General features: G+C 66.2%; 19 protein-coding genes. 18 read left to right on the top strand and 1 reads right to left on the bottom strand.

Going from position 1 to position 20,293, the window contains the following annotated elements; translation table 11 throughout:
• Positions 1 to 352: 352 nt before the first annotated feature.
• The 17 genes from rpsB (at position 353) to AC6LJ5_RS12685 (ending at position 16,619) form a co-directional block, all read left to right on the top strand.
• Positions 353 to 1,102: a 30S ribosomal protein S2 gene (gene rpsB, locus AC6LJ5_RS12765; RefSeq protein WP_498140652.1), complete on the top strand. Its 750-nt coding sequence runs from the start codon at positions 353 to 355 to the stop codon at positions 1,100 to 1,102.
• 172 nt (positions 1,103 to 1,274) lie between these two features.
• Positions 1,275 to 2,153 carry a translation elongation factor Ts gene (gene tsf / locus AC6LJ5_RS12760; protein ID WP_103274068.1) on the top strand — a complete coding sequence of 293 codons (879 nt, stop codon included), beginning with the start codon at positions 1,275 to 1,277 and terminating at the stop codon, positions 2,151 to 2,153.
• Positions 2,154 to 2,323: 170 nt separating this feature from the next.
• Complete coding sequence (gene pyrH, locus AC6LJ5_RS12755; protein WP_103274069.1) at positions 2,324 to 3,040, top strand: UMP kinase; 717 nt, start codon at positions 2,324 to 2,326, stop codon at positions 3,038 to 3,040.
• A gap of 15 nt (positions 3,041 to 3,055) precedes the next feature.
• Positions 3,056 to 3,616: a ribosome recycling factor gene (gene frr, locus AC6LJ5_RS12750; protein ID WP_103274070.1), complete on the top strand. Its 561-nt coding sequence runs from the start codon at positions 3,056 to 3,058 to the stop codon at positions 3,614 to 3,616.
• Positions 3,617 to 3,786: 170 nt separating this feature from the next.
• Complete coding sequence (gene uppS, locus AC6LJ5_RS12745; RefSeq protein ID WP_212316554.1) at positions 3,787 to 4,551, top strand: polyprenyl diphosphate synthase; 765 nt, start codon at positions 3,787 to 3,789, stop codon at positions 4,549 to 4,551.
• Positions 4,552 to 4,598: 47 nt separating this feature from the next.
• On the top strand, positions 4,599 to 5,456 hold the full coding sequence (locus AC6LJ5_RS12740; RefSeq protein WP_498140651.1) for a phosphatidate cytidylyltransferase: 858 nt from the start codon (positions 4,599 to 4,601) through the stop codon (positions 5,454 to 5,456).
• Positions 5,453 to 6,652 carry a 1-deoxy-D-xylulose-5-phosphate reductoisomerase gene (locus AC6LJ5_RS12735; protein ID WP_498140650.1) on the top strand — a complete coding sequence of 400 codons (1,200 nt, stop codon included), beginning with the start codon at positions 5,453 to 5,455 and terminating at the stop codon, positions 6,650 to 6,652. The genes AC6LJ5_RS12740 and AC6LJ5_RS12735 overlap by 4 nt, the downstream gene beginning before the upstream one ends.
• 89 nt (positions 6,653 to 6,741) lie before the next feature.
• Positions 6,742 to 8,073: an RIP metalloprotease RseP gene (gene rseP / locus AC6LJ5_RS12730; RefSeq protein ID WP_103274074.1), complete on the top strand. Its 1,332-nt coding sequence runs from the start codon at positions 6,742 to 6,744 to the stop codon at positions 8,071 to 8,073.
• Between the two features lie 54 nt (positions 8,074 to 8,127).
• Positions 8,128 to 10,461: an outer membrane protein assembly factor BamA gene (gene bamA / locus AC6LJ5_RS12725; protein WP_392413540.1), complete on the top strand. Its 2,334-nt coding sequence runs from the start codon at positions 8,128 to 8,130 to the stop codon at positions 10,459 to 10,461.
• A 110-nt stretch (positions 10,462 to 10,571) separates the two neighbouring features.
• Positions 10,572 to 11,132 (top strand): OmpH/Skp family outer membrane protein, encoded by a 561-nt coding sequence (locus tag AC6LJ5_RS12720; protein WP_103274076.1) that lies wholly within the window; start codon positions 10,572 to 10,574, stop codon positions 11,130 to 11,132.
• A gap of 14 nt (positions 11,133 to 11,146) precedes the next feature.
• Positions 11,147 to 12,244, top strand: coding sequence for a UDP-3-O-(3-hydroxymyristoyl)glucosamine N-acyltransferase (lpxD, locus tag AC6LJ5_RS12715; protein WP_103274077.1), 1,098 nt, complete (start codon positions 11,147 to 11,149; stop codon positions 12,242 to 12,244).
• Positions 12,245 to 12,308: 64 nt separating this feature from the next.
• Positions 12,309 to 12,761, top strand: a complete 453-nt coding sequence (fabZ, locus tag AC6LJ5_RS12710) for a 3-hydroxyacyl-ACP dehydratase FabZ (protein WP_103274078.1) — start codon at positions 12,309 to 12,311, stop codon at positions 12,759 to 12,761.
• Positions 12,762 to 13,556 carry an acyl-ACP--UDP-N-acetylglucosamine O-acyltransferase gene (lpxA, locus tag AC6LJ5_RS12705; RefSeq protein ID WP_103274079.1) on the top strand — a complete coding sequence of 265 codons (795 nt, stop codon included), beginning with the start codon at positions 12,762 to 12,764 and terminating at the stop codon, positions 13,554 to 13,556.
• 73 nt (positions 13,557 to 13,629) lie between these two features.
• On the top strand, positions 13,630 to 14,826 hold the full coding sequence (gene lpxB / locus AC6LJ5_RS12700) for a lipid-A-disaccharide synthase (RefSeq protein ID WP_392413542.1): 1,197 nt from the start codon (positions 13,630 to 13,632) through the stop codon (positions 14,824 to 14,826).
• Positions 14,816 to 15,421 (top strand): ribonuclease HII, encoded by a 606-nt coding sequence (rnhB, locus tag AC6LJ5_RS12695; RefSeq protein ID WP_103274081.1) that lies wholly within the window; start codon positions 14,816 to 14,818, stop codon positions 15,419 to 15,421. Before lpxB ends, rnhB begins: the two co-directional genes overlap by 11 nt.
• Positions 15,418 to 16,203 carry a TrmH family RNA methyltransferase gene (locus AC6LJ5_RS12690; protein ID WP_498140649.1) on the top strand — a complete coding sequence of 262 codons (786 nt, stop codon included), beginning with the start codon at positions 15,418 to 15,420 and terminating at the stop codon, positions 16,201 to 16,203. The genes rnhB and AC6LJ5_RS12690 overlap by 4 nt, the downstream gene beginning before the upstream one ends.
• Before the next feature lie 11 nt (positions 16,204 to 16,214).
• A complete protein-coding gene (locus AC6LJ5_RS12685; protein ID WP_498140648.1) occupies positions 16,215 to 16,619 on the top strand; it encodes a hypothetical protein in 405 nt (134 codons plus the stop codon).
• Positions 16,620 to 16,719: 100 nt separating this feature from the next.
• Here the strand turns inward: AC6LJ5_RS12685 and ppsR are convergent, their stop codons facing one another.
• The gene (ppsR, locus tag AC6LJ5_RS12680; RefSeq protein ID WP_103274084.1) at positions 16,720 to 17,547 is read right to left on the bottom strand and encodes a posphoenolpyruvate synthetase regulatory kinase/phosphorylase PpsR; all 828 of its coding nucleotides are present in this window, start codon (positions 17,545 to 17,547) and stop codon (positions 16,720 to 16,722) included.
• 180 nt (positions 17,548 to 17,727) lie between these two features.
• Here ppsR and ppsA point away from each other — a divergent pair, with 180 nt between their 5' ends.
• The gene (gene ppsA, locus AC6LJ5_RS12675; protein ID WP_103274085.1) at positions 17,728 to 20,094 is read left to right on the top strand and encodes a phosphoenolpyruvate synthase; all 2,367 of its coding nucleotides are present in this window, start codon (positions 17,728 to 17,730) and stop codon (positions 20,092 to 20,094) included.
• The last annotated feature ends 199 nt before the right edge of the window (positions 20,095 to 20,293 follow it).

The raw sequence follows: 20,293 nt of genomic DNA, 5'->3' as shown, positions 1-20,293 counted from the left end.
TCCCGGTTTCTTGAAGAAATGCCCCGCGGTCTGATGCGTGCGCGGTAGCACAGGCGCATGAATGGAACTCGATTTCGCCACCGACGAAACAGGTCCGGGCGCGCTCCCATTTTTCTGGGGCGTCAGGCGGGCGGCAACGCAAGGCTCTTGGTCGTGATGGCCGTCTGGGTTTATCGCGGCAGAGCAGGTCGCGGGACGTCGCAAGGCGTCCTGAATGAATGCGGCAGTGATCGGCAGGTCCGGTTAAAATTTTTTCATCCCGCATGTGCGGGAAATCGCGCGCAACACCACCCAGGGTGTCGGCAAAGGCCGATGCAGGTGCGGCGCAAGAAATCAACCCTTGGAGAATAGAATGTCCCTGATGCGCGAAATGCTGGAAGCGGGTGTCCACTTTGGTCACCAGACCCGCTACTGGAACCCCAAGATGTCCCAATACATCTTCGGCCATCGCAACAAGATTCACATCATCAACCTCGAAAAGACGGTTGAGAAGTACGTCGAAGCCACCAAGTTCGTGAAGCAAGTGGCTGCTCGTGGCGGCAACATCCTGTTCGTCGGCACCAAGCGCGCCGCCCGTGAACTGGTCGCCGTCGAAGCCGCCCGTTGCGGCATGCCCTTCGTCGACGCCCGCTGGCTCGGCGGCATGCTGACCAACTTCAAGACGGTCAAGACCTCGGTCAAGCGCCTGAAGGACATGGAAGCCCTGGTCGCCGAAGGCGGCGCCGAGCGCATGATCAAGAAGGAAGGCCTGCTGTTCCAGCGCGAACTGGACAAGCTGAACAAGTCGATCGGCGGCATCAAGGACATGAACGGCCTGCCCGACGCCATCTTCGTGATCGACGTTGGCTACCACAAGATCGCCATCGCCGAAGCCAAGACGCTGGGCATCCCGGTCGTGGGCGTGGTTGACACCAACCACTCGCCCGACGGCATCGACTACGTCATCCCCGGCAACGACGACTCGGCCAAGGCCATCGCGCTGTACGCCAAGGGCATCGCCGACGCCGTGCTGGAAGGCCGCGAGCAGAACCTGAACGGTCTGGTCGAAGAGCTGGGCGAAGGCCAGGAAGAGTTCGTCGAAGTGCAGGACAACCAGGCCTAAGCCTGCTGTCATGTCCGGCGGTTAGTGTCTGGGAGCGGCGGTCGCCGCTCCCGCCTCGCCGGCATTGCGAGGATGGGCTCCCATCTTCCAGGCCCGCTGTACGCGGGCGTCCCATCGAATCACACCGCTGCCCCGCCAAGCCGGGGCATGTCTTAGCAAATTTGGAGCAAACATGGCTGAAATTACCGCTGCCCTGGTCAAGGAACTGCGCGAAAAGACCGACGCCCCGATGATGGAGTGCAAGAAGGCTCTGACGGAAGCCGAGGGTGACCTGGCCCGCGCCGAGGAAATCCTGCGCGTCAAGCTGGGCAACAAGGCCAGCAAGGCTGCCGCCCGCGTCACCGCCGAGGGCCTGATCGGCCTGTTCATCTCCGCCGACGCCAAGAAGGGCGCCGTCATCGAAGTCAACTGCGAAACCGACTTCGTCGCCAAGAACGACGACTTCGTCGCCTTCGTGAACAAGCTGGCCGAACTGGTCGCCACGCAGAACCCGGCCGACGTGGCCGCTCTGTCGGCGCTGCCCTACGGCGACGGCACGGTCGAAACGACCCGCACCGCCCTGATCGGCAAGATCGGCGAGAACATGGCGATCCGCCGCTTCGAGCGCATCGAGACCCCCAACGCCCTGGCCAGCTACGTGCACGGCGGCCGCATCGGCGTGCTGGTCGAGTACAGCGGCTCGGAAGAAGTCGGCAAGGATCTGGCCATGCACATCGCGGCCACCAAGCCCAAGGCTCTGAACGCCGATGGCGTGAACGCCGCCGACATCGCCGCCGAGCGCTCGGTCGCCGAGCAGAAGGCCGCCGAATCGGGCAAGCCGGCTGAAATCGTCGCCAAGATGGTCGAAGGCTCGGTGCAGAAGTTCCTGAAGGAAGTGACGCTGCTGTCGCAGCCCTTCGTCAAGGATGACAAGAACACCGTCGAACAGATGCTGAAAGCCAAGGGCGCTTCGATCACCAAGTTCGTGCTGTTCGTCGTCGGCGAAGGTATCGAGAAGAAGACCAGCGATTTCGCCGCCGAGGTTGCCGCCGCCGCCGCCGGCCGCGCCTGATCGCAGGGTAGTGCTTGAAGGCCGGCGCTAGATTACAGTCTAGTCCGGCCTTTTTCTCGCCAGGCCCTTCTGTGACGTAACGTTTCTCCTGCGGGGGAGGCGTGGCGCCAGGGCAGGGCTATCATTTCTTGTCTTACACTTTCGTCGGATTGTTCTACGGGATATCACCTATGAGCAGCAGATCATACAAACGGGTTCTTCTCAAGCTTTCCGGCGAGGCGCTGATGGGCGAAGATGCTTTCGGCATCAACCGCTCCACCATCGTCCGCATGACCGATGAGATCGCCGAAGTCGCCGCCACGGGCGTCGAGCTGGCCATCGTCATCGGCGGTGGCAACATCTTCCGCGGCGTCGCGCCGGGTGCGCAGGGCATGGACCGCGCCACCGCCGACTACATGGGCATGATGGCCACCATCATGAACGCGCTTGCCCTGCAGGACGCGCTCAAGCACAAGGGTATCGACACGCGCGTACAATCGGCCCTGAATATCGACCAGGTGGTCGAGCCGTACATCCGCCCCAAGGCCTTGCGCTACCTCGAAGAAGGCAAGGTCGTCATCTTCGCCGCGGGCACCGGCAACCCCTTCTTCACGACCGATACCGCGGCCGCCCTGCGCGGCGCCGAGATCGGCGCGGAGATCGTGCTGAAGGCCACCAAGGTCGACGGCATCTACAGCGCGGATCCCAACAAGGACCCGACCGCCACGCGCTATGCCCGCATCAGCTTCGACGAGGCGATCGTGCGTCGCCTGGAAGTCATGGACGCCACCGCTTTCGCGCTGTGCCGTGACCAGAAGCTGCCGATCAAGGTGTTTTCGATCAACAAGTCCGGCGCGCTCAAGCGCGTGGTCAGCGGGGACGACGAAGGCACCCTGGTACACGTTTAAAGAAAAGGAAAAACCATGAGCGTCGCAGAAATCCGCAAATCCGCCGAAGCCAGGATGGTCAAGTCGCTTGATACGCTCAAGACCAACCTGTCCAAGATCCGTACGGGCCGCGCCCACGCCGGCATCCTGGATCATGTGCAGGTCGAGTACTACGGTTCGCCGGTGCCGATCAGCCAGGTGGCCAACCTGAACCTGGTGGACGCGCGCACCATCAGCGTGCAGCCCTACGAGAAGAGCATGGCCGCCCCGATCGAGAAGGCCATCCGCGAGTCGGACCTGGGCCTGAACCCCATGTCCATGGGCGACACCATCCGCGTGCCGATGCCGGCCCTGACCGAAGAGCGCCGCCGCGACCTGACCAAGGTCGTGCGCAGCGAAGGCGAGGATGCCAAGGTCGCCGTGCGCAACCTGCGCCGCGAAGCCAACGACGCGCTCAAGAAGCTGGTCAAGGACAAGGAAATCTCCGAGGACGACGAGCGTCGCGCCCAGGACGATGTCCAGAAGCTGACCGACCGCAACGTGAGCGACATCGACAAGATGGTCACTCAGAAAGAAGCGGAAATCATGACCGTATAATTCCGGCGCATGGCGGGACACGGGTTGGCGCTCGTGTCCCGGCGCCGGTTTTTGCTTTTTTGCGCCGCCCCGTCCGCCGTTTCGCGCCAAGCTTGGCGGCGATGGAATCACGGCGCGGATTTTCCCGTATTACGTTTTTCGCCGGTCATACGCGCGCGGCACCAGACTCCATGGCAACCAGTTCCACCCAGGCGGTTCCCGAGACCCGCGATACCCCGCAGCACGTGGCCATCATCATGGACGGCAACGGCAGGTGGGCGACGCGGCGTCTGCTGCCCCGCACGGCGGGACACGCCAAGGGCGTGCAGGCCGTCCGGCGCGTGGTCGAGGCCTGCGGGCGCGCCGGCGTGCGCTACCTGACGCTGTTCGCGTTCAGCTCCGAGAACTGGCGGCGTCCCGCCGAAGAGGTCTCCCTGCTGATGCGGCTGTTCGTCCAGGCGCTGGAGCGCGAGGTCGGCAAGCTCGAAGAGCAGGGCGTGCGGCTGCACGTGATCGGCGATCTCTCGGCCTTCGAGCCGCGGCTGCAGGAACTCATTTTCGCGGCGCAGCAACGCACCGCCCACAACGACCGCCTGCATCTCACCGTGGCGGCCAATTACGGCGGACGCTGGGACATCCTGCAGGCCACGCGCGCCATGCTGGCGGCCGAACCCGATCTGGCCGCGCACCCGGAACGGATCGATGAGGCGCATCTGTCGCGCCACCTGTCGATGTCCTGGGCGCCCGAGCCGGACCTGTTCATCCGCACCGGCGGAGAACAACGCATTTCCAATTTCCTGATCTGGCAGATGGCCTACGCGGAGTTCTACTTCACGGATCGCTACTGGCCGGATTTCGGCGCCGCCGAATTGCAGGCGGCGTTCGACTGGTATCGGACCCGCGAGCGCCGCTTCGGCCGCACCAGCGCCCAAGTCAACGGCGACGACCCGAAATAGGCCGCCGAGCGCGCGTCTTTCCGGGCAGCACAAGAGGAGACCGTCACATGTTGGGCCAGCGTATCGTTACCGCCGTCGTCCTGTTGGCCATCCTGGCCGCCGCCATGATGAGCGCCAATCCCTGGTGGTTCGTCGCCCTGCTCGCGCTGGCCGCGGCCTGCGCCAACTGGGAATGGCTGCGGCTGACCTTGCCGCAGCCTCCGTCCCCACTGATCTGCGCCGGCGTGCCGGTCCTGCTGTTCGCCGCGATGCTGGCGCTAAGCTCGGCATGGCTGGGCGGCGCGGGTCCAGGCTGGGCCGACCCTCGCTGGATCCTGGGCTACGCGGCGCCCGCCGTCGCCGCCGTCTGGCTGTTCGGCGGCGTGACCGCCGTGGTTCGCGGTCAGTCCAGCGCGCCGCCTGCCAGCCTGGGCTGGTCGCTGTTCTCGGTGCCCGCCGCCTTCGTGGCCTGGGCCGTGCTGGCCCAGATGTACATCGCGCGCGGCGCGGCGTTCGTGGTGTCGCTGCTGGCGCTGGTCTGGGTGGCCGATATCGCCGCCTATTTTGCCGGCCGCGCGTTCGGCAAGCGTAAACTGGCGCCGCGGGTGAGCCCCGGCAAGACCATCGCCGGCGCGGTCGCCGGCGTGCTGGGCGCGGTCGTGTGGATCGGCCTGTCCAGCCTCTGGGACGGCACATATGGCCACGCGCTGGTGGCGCGCTGGAGCTTCTGGCTGGCGCTGCCGCTGGCGGCCGCGCTGGGCGTGCTGTCCATCATCGGCGACCTGTTCGAATCGCTGCTCAAGCGGCGCGCGGGCCGCAAGGATTCCAGCGCGCTGCTGCCCGGCCATGGCGGCGTCTACGACCGTATCGACGCCATCCTGCCGGTCGCGCCGTTCGCGCTAATTTTGTCTGGAGTGTTGTCTTGACGGTTTTCCAACGCGTCGTCGTGCTGGGGTCCACCGGCTCGATCGGCGAAAGCACGCTCGATGTGATCGCCCGCCATCCCGAACGGCTGGCGGTCTATGCGCTGTCGGCGTACACGCGCATGCAGAAGCTGGCCGAGCAGGCGCTGGCCAGCCGCGCGGAAGTGGTGGTGGTGCCCGACGACGCGGCGCGCCGGCAGTTCCTGGACGCCTGGCCCGCCGGCCCGGCCTTGCCCGAGATCCGGGTGGGCGCCCAGGCGCTGGCGGATACGGCCGCCGACGCGCGTTGCGACGCGGTCATGGCCGCCATCGTCGGCGCGGCCGGCCTGCCGGCGGCGCTGGCCGCGGCCCGGGCGGGCAAGCGCGTGCTGCTGGCCAACAAGGAAGCCCTGGTGGCGGCCGGTTCGCTGTTCATGCAGGCCATCCGCGACAGCGGCGCCGAATTGCTGCCCATCGACAGCGAGCACAACGCCATTTTCCAGTGCCTGCCGCATGGCGGCCGGGCCCAGGCGCCAGACGCGCCCGCGCCAGGCGTGCGCCGCCTGCTGCTGACCGCTTCGGGCGGTCCGTTCCGTGGGCGCGACCTGGACGACCTGCATGACGTGACCCCGGCGCAGGCCTGCGCCCACCCGAACTGGAGCATGGGCCGCAAGATTTCCGTCGATTCGGCCACCATGCTGAACAAGGGCCTGGAAGTGATCGAGGCGCACTGGCTGTTCGCCATGCCCGCCGACCGCATCGAGGTGGTGGTCCACCCGCAGAGCGTGGTGCATTCCATGGTGGAGTACGCGGACGGCTCCATCCTGGCCCAGCTGGGCCAGCCCGACATGCGCACGCCGATCGCCTATGGCCTGGGTTTTCCCGAGCGCATCGACAGCGGGGTCGGCCCGCTGGATCTGATGCGCCTGGGCCGGTTGGATTTCGAGCAGCCGGATCTGGCGCGCTTTCCCTGTCTGGCGCTGGCCTTTGCCGCGTTGCGGGCCGGGCAAGGCGCCTGCGTGGCGCTGAACGCCGCCAACGAGGTGGCGGTGGAGGCATTCCTGAGCGGCCGGCTGGCCTATACCTGGATCCCCCGCGTCATCGAGGCGGCGCTGGAGTGGCAGGCGCGGCAGGCTTCTGTTACGCTCGGCAGTCTCGAGGATGTGCTGGCGCTGGATGCGGCGGCGCGCCGTTACGCGGGCAACCTGGGGCTGGCCTGAGGCGCCCCGCGCGCCTGCCTTGTCTGGTGTATCCCGCTTGGCAATCGTTGGGTTATCGCCTGCTTATCGATCCTGGATTCTAGATCCCGATGCTTTTCACCCTGCTCGCCTTTGCGGTTGCGCTAGGCTCCCTGATCATTTTTCACGAGCTGGGCCACTATTGGGTCGCGCGCCTGTGCGGCGTGAAGGTCCTGCGGTTTTCCGTGGGTTTTGGCAAGGTGGTGCTGCGCCGCACCGACCGGCACGGCACGGAGTGGGCCGTCTCGGCCCTGCCGCTCGGCGGCTACGTCAAGATGCAGGACGATCCTCCACCGGGCGCGAGTCCGTCCGAGATCGCTTCCGCCTTCAATACCCAACCGGTCGGCAAGCGCATCGCCATCGTCGCGGCCGGGCCGATCTTCAACCTGATCCTGGCCGTGCTGCTGTACGCCGTCCTGAACCTGGCCGGCACGCAGGAGCCTGCCGCGATCCTGGCCAAGCCGGCCGTGGATACGCCGGCGGCCCGTGCCGGGCTGCTGGAAGGGGACCGCATCCTGTCCATCGGCGGCGAGGAAGTCGTTTCCTGGGCGGACGCGCGCTGGCGGCTGATGGACGTGATGTCCGGCGGCGGGCGCGCCCTGGTCGAGGTCAGCACTCCGTCCGGCGCGGTGCACCAGCGTGAATTGACGTTGCCCGCCAATGCCATGGATCCCGCTGGCGGCGACCCGCTGGCGGCCGCCGGCCTGCGGCTGGCCCAGCCGCGTCCCGCCGTCCGCAGCGTCATCGCGGGCGGGCAGGGTGAAGCGGCCGGCCTTAAGGACGGCGACCTGATCGTGGCCGTCGACGGCCAGCCGGCCCCGGATACCGGCGCGCTGGTGCGCCGCATCCAGGAAAGCGCCGGCCAGCCGCTGGCCCTGACGCTCAAGCGTGGCTCGGACACGGTCACGCTGAATGTGACGCCCCGCGCCGAAACCGTGGAAGGCCGCCAGATAGGCCGGCTTGGCGTGCAGCTGGGCGGCGATGTGCCGATGGTGACGGTCCGCTATGGCGTGTTCGAAAGCCTGTGGCGCGGCGCGGTCCGCACCTGGGACACCGCCTGGTTCTCGCTGCGGATGATGGGCCGCATGGTCATGGGCGAGGTGTCCTGGCGCAATGTCAGCGGCCCGGTCACGATCGCCGACTACGCTGGCCAGACCGCCCGGATCGGCATTGTTGCTTATATCGCCTATATCGCGTTGATCAGTATCAGCCTTGGCGTACTAAATTTGCTGCCCATTCCTATGCTGGACGGCGGCCATCTGCTGTACTATCTCGTCGAAATCGTGCGGGGCAGCCCGCCGCCCGCCCGCTGGATCGATATCGGACAGCGCGCCGGCATAGGAATATTGGCAGGGCTCATGGGCCTTGCGCTGTTTAATGATTTCTCGCGCCTGTTCACCTAGGCGTCAATAGCATATAAAATCCCCCGCCATTTGCACGACCGAGGATACTCAAGGATGTCTTTTCGCCGGATGTTTCAACACAAGAAGGGTGTATTGCCGAGTCTTGTCGCCGCGCTGCTCGTTCCGGCCATGGCTCACGCCTTCGACCCTTTCGTCGTGCGGGATATCCGCGTAGAAGGGATCCAGCGAACCGACGCCGGCACCGTATTCGGTTATCTCCCCGTGAAAGTGGGCGAGAAATTCACCGATGAAGAAGCCACCGAGGCGATTCGCCGCCTGTACGGCACGGGCTTTTTCTCCGACGTGCAGATCCAGACCGACAATAATGTCGTTGTCGTGGTCGTACAGGAACGTCCCACCATCGCATCCGTGAATTTCAACGGCATGCGCGAATTCGATTCCAAGGCCATCATCAAGTCGCTGGGCCAGGTCGGTTTCGCCGAAGGCCGTATTTTCGACCGCTCCATGCTCGAGCGCGCGGAATACGAACTCAAGCAACAGTACCTGTCCAAGGGCAAGTACGGCGTCGAAGTGACCTCCACCGTGACGCCGCTGCCGCGTAACCGCGTGGGCGTGAGCTTCGACGTGTTCGAAGGCTCGGTCGCGCGCATCCAGGAAATCCGTTTCGTCGGCAACAAGGCTTTCTCGGAAAGCGACCTGCTTGACGAAATGAAGCTGACCACGCCGGGTTGGCTGACCTGGTATACCGATACCGACAAGTATTCGCGCGAAAAGCTCGAAGGCGATCTGGAACGCCTGCGTTCGTATTATCTGGACCGGGGCTACCTGGAGTTTTCCGTCGAGCCCCCGCAGGTCACGATCTCGCCCGACCGCAAGGACATCCGCATCACCATCACCGTCCACGAGGGCGAGCCCTACAAGGTGCGCAGCGTCAAGCTGGCCGGCAACCTGCTCGGCCTGGACAGCCAGATCAATGGTCTGGTGCAGCTCAAGCCCGCCGAGACCTTCTCGGCCGCCAAGGCCAACGATTCGGCCAAGGCCATCACCGACTACCTGGGCGAACTGGGCTACGCCTTCGCCAACGTCAACCCGAATCCGCAGCTCGACCGCGACAAGCACGAAGCCGACGTGACCTTCTACGTCGACCCGAGCCGCCGCGTGTACGTGCGCCGCATCCAGATCGGCGGCAATACCCGCACGCGCGACGAGGTCGTGCGCCGCGAAATGCGCCAGCAGGAAGCCGCCTGGTACGACGCCAAGGACATCAAGACCTCGCGCGACCGCGTCGACCGTCTGGGCTACTTCAGCGAAGTCAATGTCAAGACCGACCCTGTGCCGGGCTCGCCCGACCAGGTCGACGTCAACGTCGACGTGAAGGAAAAGCCCACCGGCATGATCAATCTGGGCGTGGGTTACGGCTCGTCCGAAAAGGCCATCCTGTCGGCCGGTATCAGCGAAGACAACGTCTTCGGCAGCGGCACCAACCTGACCCTGCAGCTGAACACCAGCAAGAGCAACCGCGCGGTGGTGCTGTCGCATACGGACCCGTACTGGACCAAGGACGGCATCAGCCGCACCACGTCGGCCTACTACCGCGTGACCGAGCCCTGGAACAACAACGACGGCGACTACCGTGTCAAGGCCATGGGCCTGGGCATGAACTTCGGCGTGCCGATCTCGGAATACGACCGGATCTTCCTGGGCGCGAACTTCGAGCGCAACCAGATCGACCTGTATAACAACTCGCCGCTGGCCTATAAGAATTTCGTGAACCAGTACGGCGATTCCACCAACTCGGTGATCTTCAGCGCCGGCTGGTCCAAGGATACGCGCGACAGCGCGCTGGCGCCCACCAAGGGCAGCTATACGCGTCTGAAGAGCGACCTGTCGACCGTGGACCTCAAGTACTACATGCTGACGGCCCAGCAGCAATACTTCGTGCCGCTGGGTGGCGCCTACACGCTGGCCTTGAACGCCATGGCCGACTGGGGCCAGAGCTACGGCGGCAAGGACTATCCGATCATCAAGACCGTCTACGCTGGTGGTATCGGCACGGTGCGCGGCTATGAGGGCTCCTCGCTGGGCGCGCGCGATCCGGTGACCGGCGACTACCTGGGCGGCACGCGCCGCGTTGTGGCCAACGCGCAGCTGTACCTGCCGTTCCCGGGCGCGTCGAAGGACCGCACGTTGCGCTGGTTCCTCTTCACCGATGCCGGCCAGGTGTCCGCGGGCAGCGGCCTGTCTTGCACCACCGGCAAGTCGAGCAGCCCCGTGGAAGATCCTTGCGGCTGGCGTTTCTCGGCGGGTATCGGCCTGTCGTGGCAATCGCCGATGGGTCCGCTGCAGCTGTCCTATGCGCGACCGCTCAACGCCAAGCAGGGCGACGACAAGCAGGCATTCCAGTTCCAGATCGGAACCGGTTTCTAAGCTGTCCGGTTACGCTTGAAAACAAGGGGCGGGCCGGGTGGCCCGGCTCCCTTATCGTTTAGTGGCACAATACACACTTTGGCTTTGCCTTACTGGAAGGTGAGATTTTCATGATGTCTGATTTCGCACTTAAATCGTCGGATTCGCTGGGCGCCAAGCGCCGCGGCAAGCTGGGCGCCACCATGGCCCTGGCAGGTGCGCTCATTCTCGGTTCGGTCGCGGCGGTTCCCGCCCAGGCCCAAGGCACCAAGATCGGCTTCGTCAATACCGAGCGGATCCTGCGTGAATCGGCCCCCGCCAAGGCCGCGCAAAGCAAGATCGAATCCGAATTCAAGAAGCGTGACGACGAACTGCAGCGCCTGAACACCAGCCTGCGCACGCAAGCCGAGAAGTTCGACAAGGACGCTCCGGTGCTGTCGGAATCCGACCGCGTCAAGCGCCAGCGCGAACTGTCCAACCTGGACACCGACCTGCAGCGCAAGCGCCGCGAGTTCCAGGAAGACTTCAACCGCCGCCGCAACGAAGAGTTCTCCTCGATCGTGACCAAGGCCAATGACGCCATCAAGCGCATTGCCGAACAGGAAAGCTACGACCTGATCATTCAGGACGCCGTCACGGTCAACCCGCGCATCGACATCACCGACAAGGTGATTCAGAGCCTGGGCAAGTAAGCTCGGTCGTCAGCATGCCGGTATTGCTGGATATTGCCCGCGCGCCCACGCTTGAAGCGCTGCTGAGCGCCGCCAAGACCCAGGGCATGGACTGGCGGATCAGCGCGGTCCCCGACGCGGGGCCTCTCAAGATCCAGGGCGTGGGGACCTTGTCCTCGGCGGGCGGCCAGGAAATCAGTTTCCTGGCGAACCCGCGCTACCAGAGTCAGCTGGGTGCCACCAAGGCGGCGGCGGTCATCGTCTCCCCCGATGTGGCCCAGGCCCTGGAAAGCGGCGAGCAAGGCCGTCCGCCCTTTGCGCTGGTCGTCTGCAAGCATCCCTACCTGCTGTATGCCCGCGTGGCCCAGTGGTTCGACGCGGCGCGTCGTCCCGCGCTACCGGGCGGCACGCATCCTTCCGCGGTGGTGGCGGCTGACGCCGTCATCGAAGAGGGCGCCCGCATCGGCCCGCTCTGTGTCGTGGAATCGGGCGCGCGCATCGGGCGCGGCGCCGTGCTGGGCCCGGGCTGCGTGATCGGCGCCGGTTCCTCGGTGGGGCCGGACAGCCTGCTGCACGCGCACGTGACCCTGTACGAAGGCGTCAAGGTAGGCGCCCGCGCCATCCTCCATAGCGGTGTCGTGCTGGGCGCGGACGGTTTCGGTTTCGCGCCGGATCCCTCGCTGGGGCAGGGCGCCTGGGGCAAGATCCCCCAGCTGGGCGGCGTGGCCATCGGCGACGACGTCGAGATCGGCGCCAACACCACGATCGATCGCGGCGCGCTCGAAGACACCTTCGTGGCCGACGGCGTCAAGCTGGACAACCAGATCATGGTGGGTCACAACTGCCGCATCGGCGCGCACACAGCGATGGCCGCGTGCGTGGGGGTGGCCGGTTCGACCACCATCGGCGAGCGCTGCACCATCGGTGGCGCCGCGATGCTGTCGGGGCACCTGACGCTGGGCGACGATGTGCATATTTCGGGTGGCACCGCGGTGACGTCCAATATCCTGAAGCCGGGCCGGTATACCGGGGTCTTCCCGTACGCCGAGCACGGCGAATGGCAGCGCAACGCCGCCGTGATACAACAGTTGGCGCAGTTGCGCCGCCGCGTGCGCTCGCTCGAAAAAGAGTAAGGCGCGGGTCCGCCGCCCGGCGCACGCCGCAAGATCATTTCATTTCGCAGGAATTCACAGAAAAATGGAACTCGACATCAAGGGGATCATGGAGCGTCTGCCGCATCGTTACCCGATGCTGCTGATCGATCGCGTCGTGGAGATGGTGCCCGGCAAGTCCATCGTCGCCATCAAGAACGTCTCCATCAACGAGCCGTTTTTCACGGGGCACTTCCCGCATCACCCTGTGATGCCCGGCGTCCTGATCGTGGAAGCCATGGCGCAGGCCGCCGCGCTGTTCTCGTTCACGGATGCCGACGGCGGCCTGAAGTGCGACGGCAAGACCGCCTACTACCTGGTCGGCATCGATGATGCGCGCTTCCGCCGTCCGGTCGTGCCGGGCGACCAGCTGCGCCTGGAAGTCGAGGCGCTGCGCCTGAGCCGCAGCATCTGTAAGTACCAAGCGCGCGCGACGGTCGACGGGCAGGAAGTGGCCGCGGCCACGCTCATGTGCGCCATCCGCAGCCTGGAAGAGTAAATGGCCGCGAACATCCATCCGAGCGCTGTCGTCGATCCGGCGGCGAAGATCGATCCCTCTGTCACCATCGGGCCGTTCTGCGTGATCGGGCCGGATGTGACCATCGGCGCGGGCACCGAAGTGGGTCCGTATTGCATGATCGACGGCGTGACGACCATCGGGCGCGACAACCGCTTCTACCGGTACTGCTCGATCGGCGGCATGCCGCAGGACAAGAAGTACGACGGCGAGCGCACTCGCTTGACGATCGGCGACCGCAACACGGTCCGTGAATTCGTCACGCTCAACACGGGCACCGTGCAGGACGGCGGCGTCACCACGTTGGGCAATGACAACTGGATCATGGCCTATGTGCATGTGGCGCACGACTGCCACGTTGGCAACAACGTCATCCTGGCCAACTCGGTCCAGCTTGGCGGCCACGTGCATGTGGGCGATTGGGCCATCATCGGCGGCCTGACCGGCGTGCACCAGTTTTCGCGCATCGGCGCGCATTCCATGACCGGCGGCAACAGCTCGCTGATGCAGGATGCGCCGCCCTTCCTGCTGGCCGCGGGCAATCCCTGCCGGCCGGTCGGCGTCAACGTCGAGGGCCTGCGCCGCCGCGGCTTCTCGGCCGAGGCGATTTCCGCGTTGCGCGAGGCCTACAAGATCGTCTACCGCCGCGGCCTGTCGCTGGACGAAGCGCGCGCCGAGCTGAAGGCGCGCCAGCAGTCCGAGCCCGGCGTGGCCGAGCCGTTGCAGGTTTTCCTGGATTTCCTGGACGTCGCCTCGCGCGGCATCATTCGTCCATGACCCCCGTCCGGCCGCCACAGCCGTGTCGGGCTCCCCGGCGCGCAGCGCAGCCGGGCAATTTGGGGGATGCACAATGAGCAAGCGCATCGGCATGGTGGCGGGCGAGCCCTCGGGCGACCTGCTGGCCGGTCGCATCATCGCCGGCCTGCAGGCCGGCGACGCCTCGGTGCGTTGCGAAGGCATCGGCGGGCCGCAGATGCAGGCCCGCGACTTCAACGCCTGGCATCCCATGCATGCCCTGACCGTGTTCGGCTACGTCGACGCGCTCAAGCGCCTGCCCAGCCTGCTGTCCACCTATCGCGACGTCAAGCGGCGCTGGCTGGCCGAGCCGCCGGCCGTGTTCGTTGGCATCGACGCGCCTGATTTCAACCTGCGCCTGGAGCATCAGCTGCGCCAGGCCGGCACGCCCACGGTGCACTTCGTCGGTCCGTCGATCTGGGCGTGGCGCTATGAGCGCATCCACAAGATCCGCGAGTCGGTTTCGCACATGCTGGTACTGTTTCCGTTCGAGGAAGAGATCTACCGCAAGGAAGGCATACCGGTCACCTATGTCGGCCATCCGCTGGCCGGCGCGGTGCCGATGCAGCCGGACCGGGCCGCCGCGCGCGCGCGGCTGGGCATCGACCAGAACGCCCGCGTGTTGGCGATCCTGCCAGGCAGCCGCTCGTCGGAAATTCGCCTGTTGGCGCCACGCTTCTTGCAGGCCGCGCAGATCCTGCAAAAGCGCGATCCGGCGTTGCAGTGCATCGTGCCCATGGTCAACGAACAGCGGCGCGCGGAGTTCCAGTCCTTCCTCGAGCAGTACCCGGTGCCGGGCCTGCGCTGCGTCACGGCGCAGGACCTGCATGGCGAAGGCGGCGAACGGCAGGCGCCGGTCGCCTGGTCGGTCATGGAGGCCAGCACCGCGGTGCTGGTGGCCAGCGGCACCGCCACGCTGGAGACGGCGCTGTACAAGCGTCCCATGGTCATCTCCTACGTGCTGTCGCCGTGGATGCGGCGCATCATGGCCTGGAAATCCGGCCAGGAACGCCCCTATCTGCCCTGGGTCGGACTGCCCAACGTGCTGCTGCGCGACTTCGCGGTGCCGGAGCTGCTGCAGGACGACGCCACGCCGGAAAAGCTGGCCGAGGCGACCTGGACGGCTCTGACCGACGAAGCCCTGGGCGCGCGCATCGAGGCGCGCTTCACGGCGCTGCACCAGGACCTGCTGCGCGACACGCCCGCGCTGGCCGCGCGCGCCATCCTCGAGGTCGCCGACGGTGCAGCCTGACCTTTTCGGGGCCACGCCCCAGCCCGAGCAGATCACCGCCGGCGTGGACGAGGCCGGCCGGGGCCCGCTGGCCGGCGCGGTCTACGCCGCCGCCGTGATTCTCGATCCGGCCCGGCCGATCGAGGGCCTGGCCGATTCCAAGGCGCTCAAGCCGGCGCGGCGCGAAGCGCTGGCGCTGGAGATCCGCGAGCGCGCGCTGGCCTGGTTCATCGCCAGCGCCAGCGTCCAGGAGATCGACAGCCTGAACATCCTGCGCGCCACCATGCTGGCGATGCAGCGCGCGGTACAGGGCCTGTCCGTCGCGCCGCAACTGGCGCTGGTGGACGGCAACCAGGCGCCCAAGCTGGGCTGCACGGTGCAGACCGTGATCAAGGGTGACGCCCTGGTGCCGGCGATCTCGGCCGCGTCCATCCTGGCCAAGACCGCCCGCGACGCCGACCTGCTGCGCCTGCACGAGCAGTATCCGCAATATGCCTTCGATCAGCACAAGGGTTACGGCACGGCGCTGCACCTGCGGCTGCTGCGCGAGCATGGCCCCTGCGCCGAACACCGGCGCAGCTTCGCGCCCATCAAGGCCTTCGGCGCCGACGCATGAAACACATCAGTTCCCGCGACAACCCGGCCGTCAAGGCGCTGGTCAAGCTGGCCGGGCTGGCGGGGCGCCGTGGCGCGTCCGTCTTGCTGGACGGCGTGCATCTGTGCCGGGCCTGGCTGGACCATCATGGCCAGCCGGAGCAGGCGGTGTTCGATGCCGAGCGTCTGGACCAGCCCGAACTCGCGGCCCTGGCCGCCGCGCTGCCGTCCGAGCGCTGCCTGGCGCTGGACGCGCGCCTGATGCAATCGCTGGCCAGCGTGGAGAGCGGGCAGGGCGTGGCCTTCGTGGTCGCGCCGCCGGCGCCGGCCTTGCCGGGTGCCGTGGACGAGAATTGCGTGCTGTTCGACCGCATCCAGGATCCGGGCAATGTCGGCACCTTGCTGCGCACCTGCGCGGCGGCCGGCGTCAAGCGCGTGTTCCTGGCCACCGGCACGGCCGCCGCCTGGTCGCCCAAGGTGCTGCGCAGTGGCCAGGGCGCGCATTTCGCGCTGGCGATTCATGAACACGTGGATCTTGCGGCCCTGCTGCCGCGCCTGCGCGCGCCGCTGGTGGCGACGGCGCTGGACGGCGCCAGCGACCTGTACCGCACCGCATTGCCGGCGCGCTGCGCCTGGGTGTTCGGACATGAAGGGCAGGGCGTGGACGCGGGCCTGCTGGCCGCCGCGGCCTTGAAGGTCCGCATCCCGCATGATGCGCAGGCGGTGGAATCGCTGAATGTCGGCGCCGCCGCCGCGATCTGTCTGTTCGAACAACGTCGTCAACATTGGGGAGCGGGCTCATGACGATGCCGCGCATGTCATTCCTGTCATCCGGGCGCGCCTGGCGCGGCCTGGCCGGCGCCGCGGCGCTGGTTGTCCTGGGCGCGTGCGCGTCCGGCCCCGAGCGGGCGGTGCTGGTGCCAGTGGTGTCGGCGGACGCCGCCAACACCCAGGTGCTGTCGCGCGCCGTGACCGGCAAGCTGTCCGACGGTCAGGCCTTCAGGCTGGAAGATGCCTCGCAGTGGCGCAGGGTGGGGGCGCTGGTGCAGGGGGATGTCTATCGCCCGCTGGGCGCGCCGGTGGCGCTGGGCAAGGGCGCGCGCTCGGAGGCCTATCTGGTGGCGTCTTCCGGACGGTTGATCGGGTTCTATTTGCCGGCGGCCAGCGTGTTCCTGCCGCTGTCCGAGTCGCAGGTGCTGCCGTTCTCGCAGCGCCTGTAGGGCGCGATTCGCCTGGCGTGGCGGCCCTGGCGGCCGTCTGGTCGAGCCGCCCCCGCCCGGAGGCGCCGGGCGTCCGGTGGCGTCGTCGCCGGCGTGGCGTTCAGGTCCGGTCCAGGCCCACTTCCTGCAGCACCGTGGTCGAGATTTCCTCGATGGACTTGGTGGTGGTCGACAGCCAGGAAATGCCCTCGCGCCGCATCATGCGCTCGGCCTCGGCGACTTCGTAACGGCATTGCTCCAGCTGCGCGTAGCGGCTGTTCGGACGGCGCTCGTTGCGCACCTCCGCCAGTCGCTCGGGCTGGATCGACAGGCCGAACAGCTTGGCGCGGTGGGGCGCGATGGTGGAGGGCAGCGTGCCGCGCTCGAAATCGTCCGGCGTGAGCGGGAAATTGGCCGCCTTGATCGCATATTGCATGGCCAGGTACAGGCTGGTCGGCGTCTTGCCGCAGCGGGACACGCCCACCAGGATCACGTCGGCCTGGTCCAACTGGTTCACGAACTGCCCATCGTCATGCGCCAGGCTGAAGTTGATGGCGTCGATCCGGTTGCGGTATTTCTCGGAATTGGCCGCCATGTGGGACCGGCCGATGGAATGGCTGGATTTCAGTCCCAGCGCCTGCTCGATATGGCTGACGAAGGTGCCGAACAGGTCCAGGAAAACGCCGTTCGCCTGGCGAACACGGGCCAGGATATCCGGATTGACCAGGGTGCTGAACACAATGGGCGGGACCCCGGCTTCCAGGGCGCTGCGGTCGATGCGCTGGGCCACCTCGGCGGCTTTTTCCAGGGTGTCGACGTAGGGCAGTCGCACGGGCTTGAACTGGACCTCCTCGAATTGTGACAGGACCGACTGGCTGAAGGTCTCGGCGGTGATGCCGGTGCTGTCAGAAACGATGTAGACGGTGCGTGCGATCGGGCTAGATGTCATGTGTAAAAAATTCCAACCGGGCGGATGGCCGGCAGTGCTCCGAAGAGTACAATCAGGCCCCTATATGAGTCACCCCAAGGGCGGTCCAAGGCCAGTTTGGTCAGCGCGTGACGGCAAGGCGAAAGCGCCTTCCATGCATTGACCAAACTCGCTTTCATTCCATTGTAAAAGGTGACTTCAATGTCGTACGTTGTTTTGTTCGAGCAGCTCCGCATGACGGACGTGGACTCGGTAGGAGGCAAGAACGCATCACTAGGCGAAATGATCAGTCAGCTGTCTGGCGCGGGAGTCCGCGTGCCGGGCGGCTTCGCCACGACCGCTGACGCCTTCCGCGACTTCCTCAAGGCCTCCGGCCTGGACAAGCGCATCGCCGAACGCCTGACCACGCTCAATCCTGAAGACGTGCGCGAGCTGGCCAACGCAGGCTCCGAGATCCGCCAGTGGATCGTCGACGCCCCGTTCTCGGCCGAATTCGAGAAGCAGATCCGCGACGCCTTCGCCAAGCTCGACGCCGACGGCAAGGGCTCGTTCGCCGTGCGCTCGTCCGCCACCGCCGAAGACCTGCCCGACGCGTCCTTCGCCGGCCAGCAGGAAACCTTCCTGAACGTGGTCGGCATCGACGACGTGCTGGACAAGATCCGCCACGTGTTCGCCTCGCTCTACAACGACCGCGCCATTTCGTACCGCGTGCACAAGGGCTACGCCCATGCCGACGTGGCGCTGTCGGCCGGCATCCAGCGCATGGTCCGCTCCGACAAGGGCAGCGCCGGCGTGATGTTCACCATCGACACCGAATCGGGCTTCCAGGACGTGGTCTTCATCACCTCGTCCTACGGTCTGGGCGAAACCGTGGTGCAGGGCGCCGTCAACCCCGACGAGTTCTACGTCTTCAAGCCCACGCTGGCCCAGGGTCATTTCCCCATCGTCGGCCGCCGCATCGGCTCCAAGCTGATCAAGATGGAATTCGATCCCGAGCGTCCAGGCGGCCGTGCCGTGCGCACCGTCGACGTGCCGGTGTCGGAGCGCAACCGCTACTCGCTGACCGACGACGAGGTCAACGAGCTGGCCCGCTACGCCGTCATCATCGAAAAGCACTACGGCCGCCCGATGGACATCGAGTGGGGCCGCGACGGCATCGACGGCAAGATCTACATCCTGCAGGCCCGTCCCGAGACGGTGAAGTCGCAGCAGGGCGCCAATGACGTGCAGCAGCGCTACCGCCTGAAGGCCACCGGCCAGGTCCTGATCACCGGCCGCGCGATCGGCCAGAAGATCGGCGCCGGTCCGGTGCGCGTGGTCGGCGACATCTCCGACATGGACAAGGTGCAGCCCGGCGACGTGCTGGTCACCGACATGACCGACCCCAACTGGGAGCCGGTGATGAAGCGCGCCGCCGCCATCGTCACCAACCGCGGCGGCCGCACCTGCCACGCCGCCATCATCGCGCGCGAGCTGGGCATCCCGGCCGTGGTCGGTTGCGCCAACGCCACCGACGTGCTGAAGGAAGGTCAGGCGGTCACCGTGTCTTGCGCCGAGGGCGACGAAGGCCGCATCTATGACGGCCTGATCGAGACCGAAGTGGAAGAAGTGCGCCGCGGCGACATGCCTCCGATCGACGTCAAGATCATGATGAACGTCGGCAACCCGCAGCTGGCCTTCGACTTCGCCCAGATCCCCAACAGCGGCGTCGGCTTGGCCCGCCTGGAATTCATCATCAACAACAACATCGGCATCCACCCCAAGGCGGTGCTGGACTACCCGAACGTGGATGGCGAGCTGAAGAAGGCGGTCGAATCGGCCGCCCGCGGCCACGCCAGCCCACGCGCCTTCTTCGTCGAGAAGATGGCCGAGGGCGTGGCCACCATCGCGGCGGCCTTCTATCCGAAGCCCGTGATCGTGCGCATGTCGGACTTCAAGTCCAACGAGTACCGCAAGCTGGTCGGCGGCTCGCGCTACGAACCCGAGGAAGAGAACCCCATGCTCGGCTTCCGCGGCGCGTCGCGCTACATCGCCGAGGACTTCGCCGAGTGCTTCCGCATGGAATGCGAAGCCCTCAAGAAGGTGCGCGATGAGATGGGCCTGACCAACGTCGAGATCATGGTGCCCTTCGTGCGTACCCTGGGCCAGGCGGACAAGGTGGTCAAGCTGTTGGCCGCGCACGGTCTGGCGCGCGGCGAGAACGGCCTGCGCCTGGTGATGATGTGCGAGGTGCCGTCCAACGCCATCCTGGCCGATGAGTTCCTGCAGTACTTCGACGGCTTCTCCATCGGTTCGAACGACATGACCCAGCTGACGCTGGGCCTGGACCGCGATTCGGGCATGGAGCTGCTGGCGGCCGACTTCGACGAGCGCGACGAGGCGGTGAAGTTCATGCTGCGCCGCGCGATCAAGGCTTGCCTGGACGCCGGCAAGTACGTCGGCATCTGCGGCCAGGGTCCCAGCGATCACCCGGACTTCGCCCAGTGGCTGAAGGACGAGGGCATCCTGTCCATGTCGCTGAACCCGGACACCGTGGTCGACACCTGGCAGCGTCTGGCCAGGAACTGATCGGCCGCGCTTGGCCTGAAAAACCCCCGCGCCCGCAAGGGCGCGGGGGTTAATGAGATGGTCAGCCCGATCCCCACGAAGCGGTACGCTGAGTGGGGATTGTTCTTTTTGGGAGACCTCTCATGAGCACCGTCACGCTGATTGGCATCGATCTGGGCAAACACAGCTTCCATCTGCATGGGCAGGACGCGGCCGGCAG

This window comes from Achromobacter sp. 1011791174, from assembly GCF_059760925.1.
The sequence above is the reverse complement of the archived record's forward strand: the minus strand, read 5'-3'. Positions and strand labels throughout refer to the sequence as shown.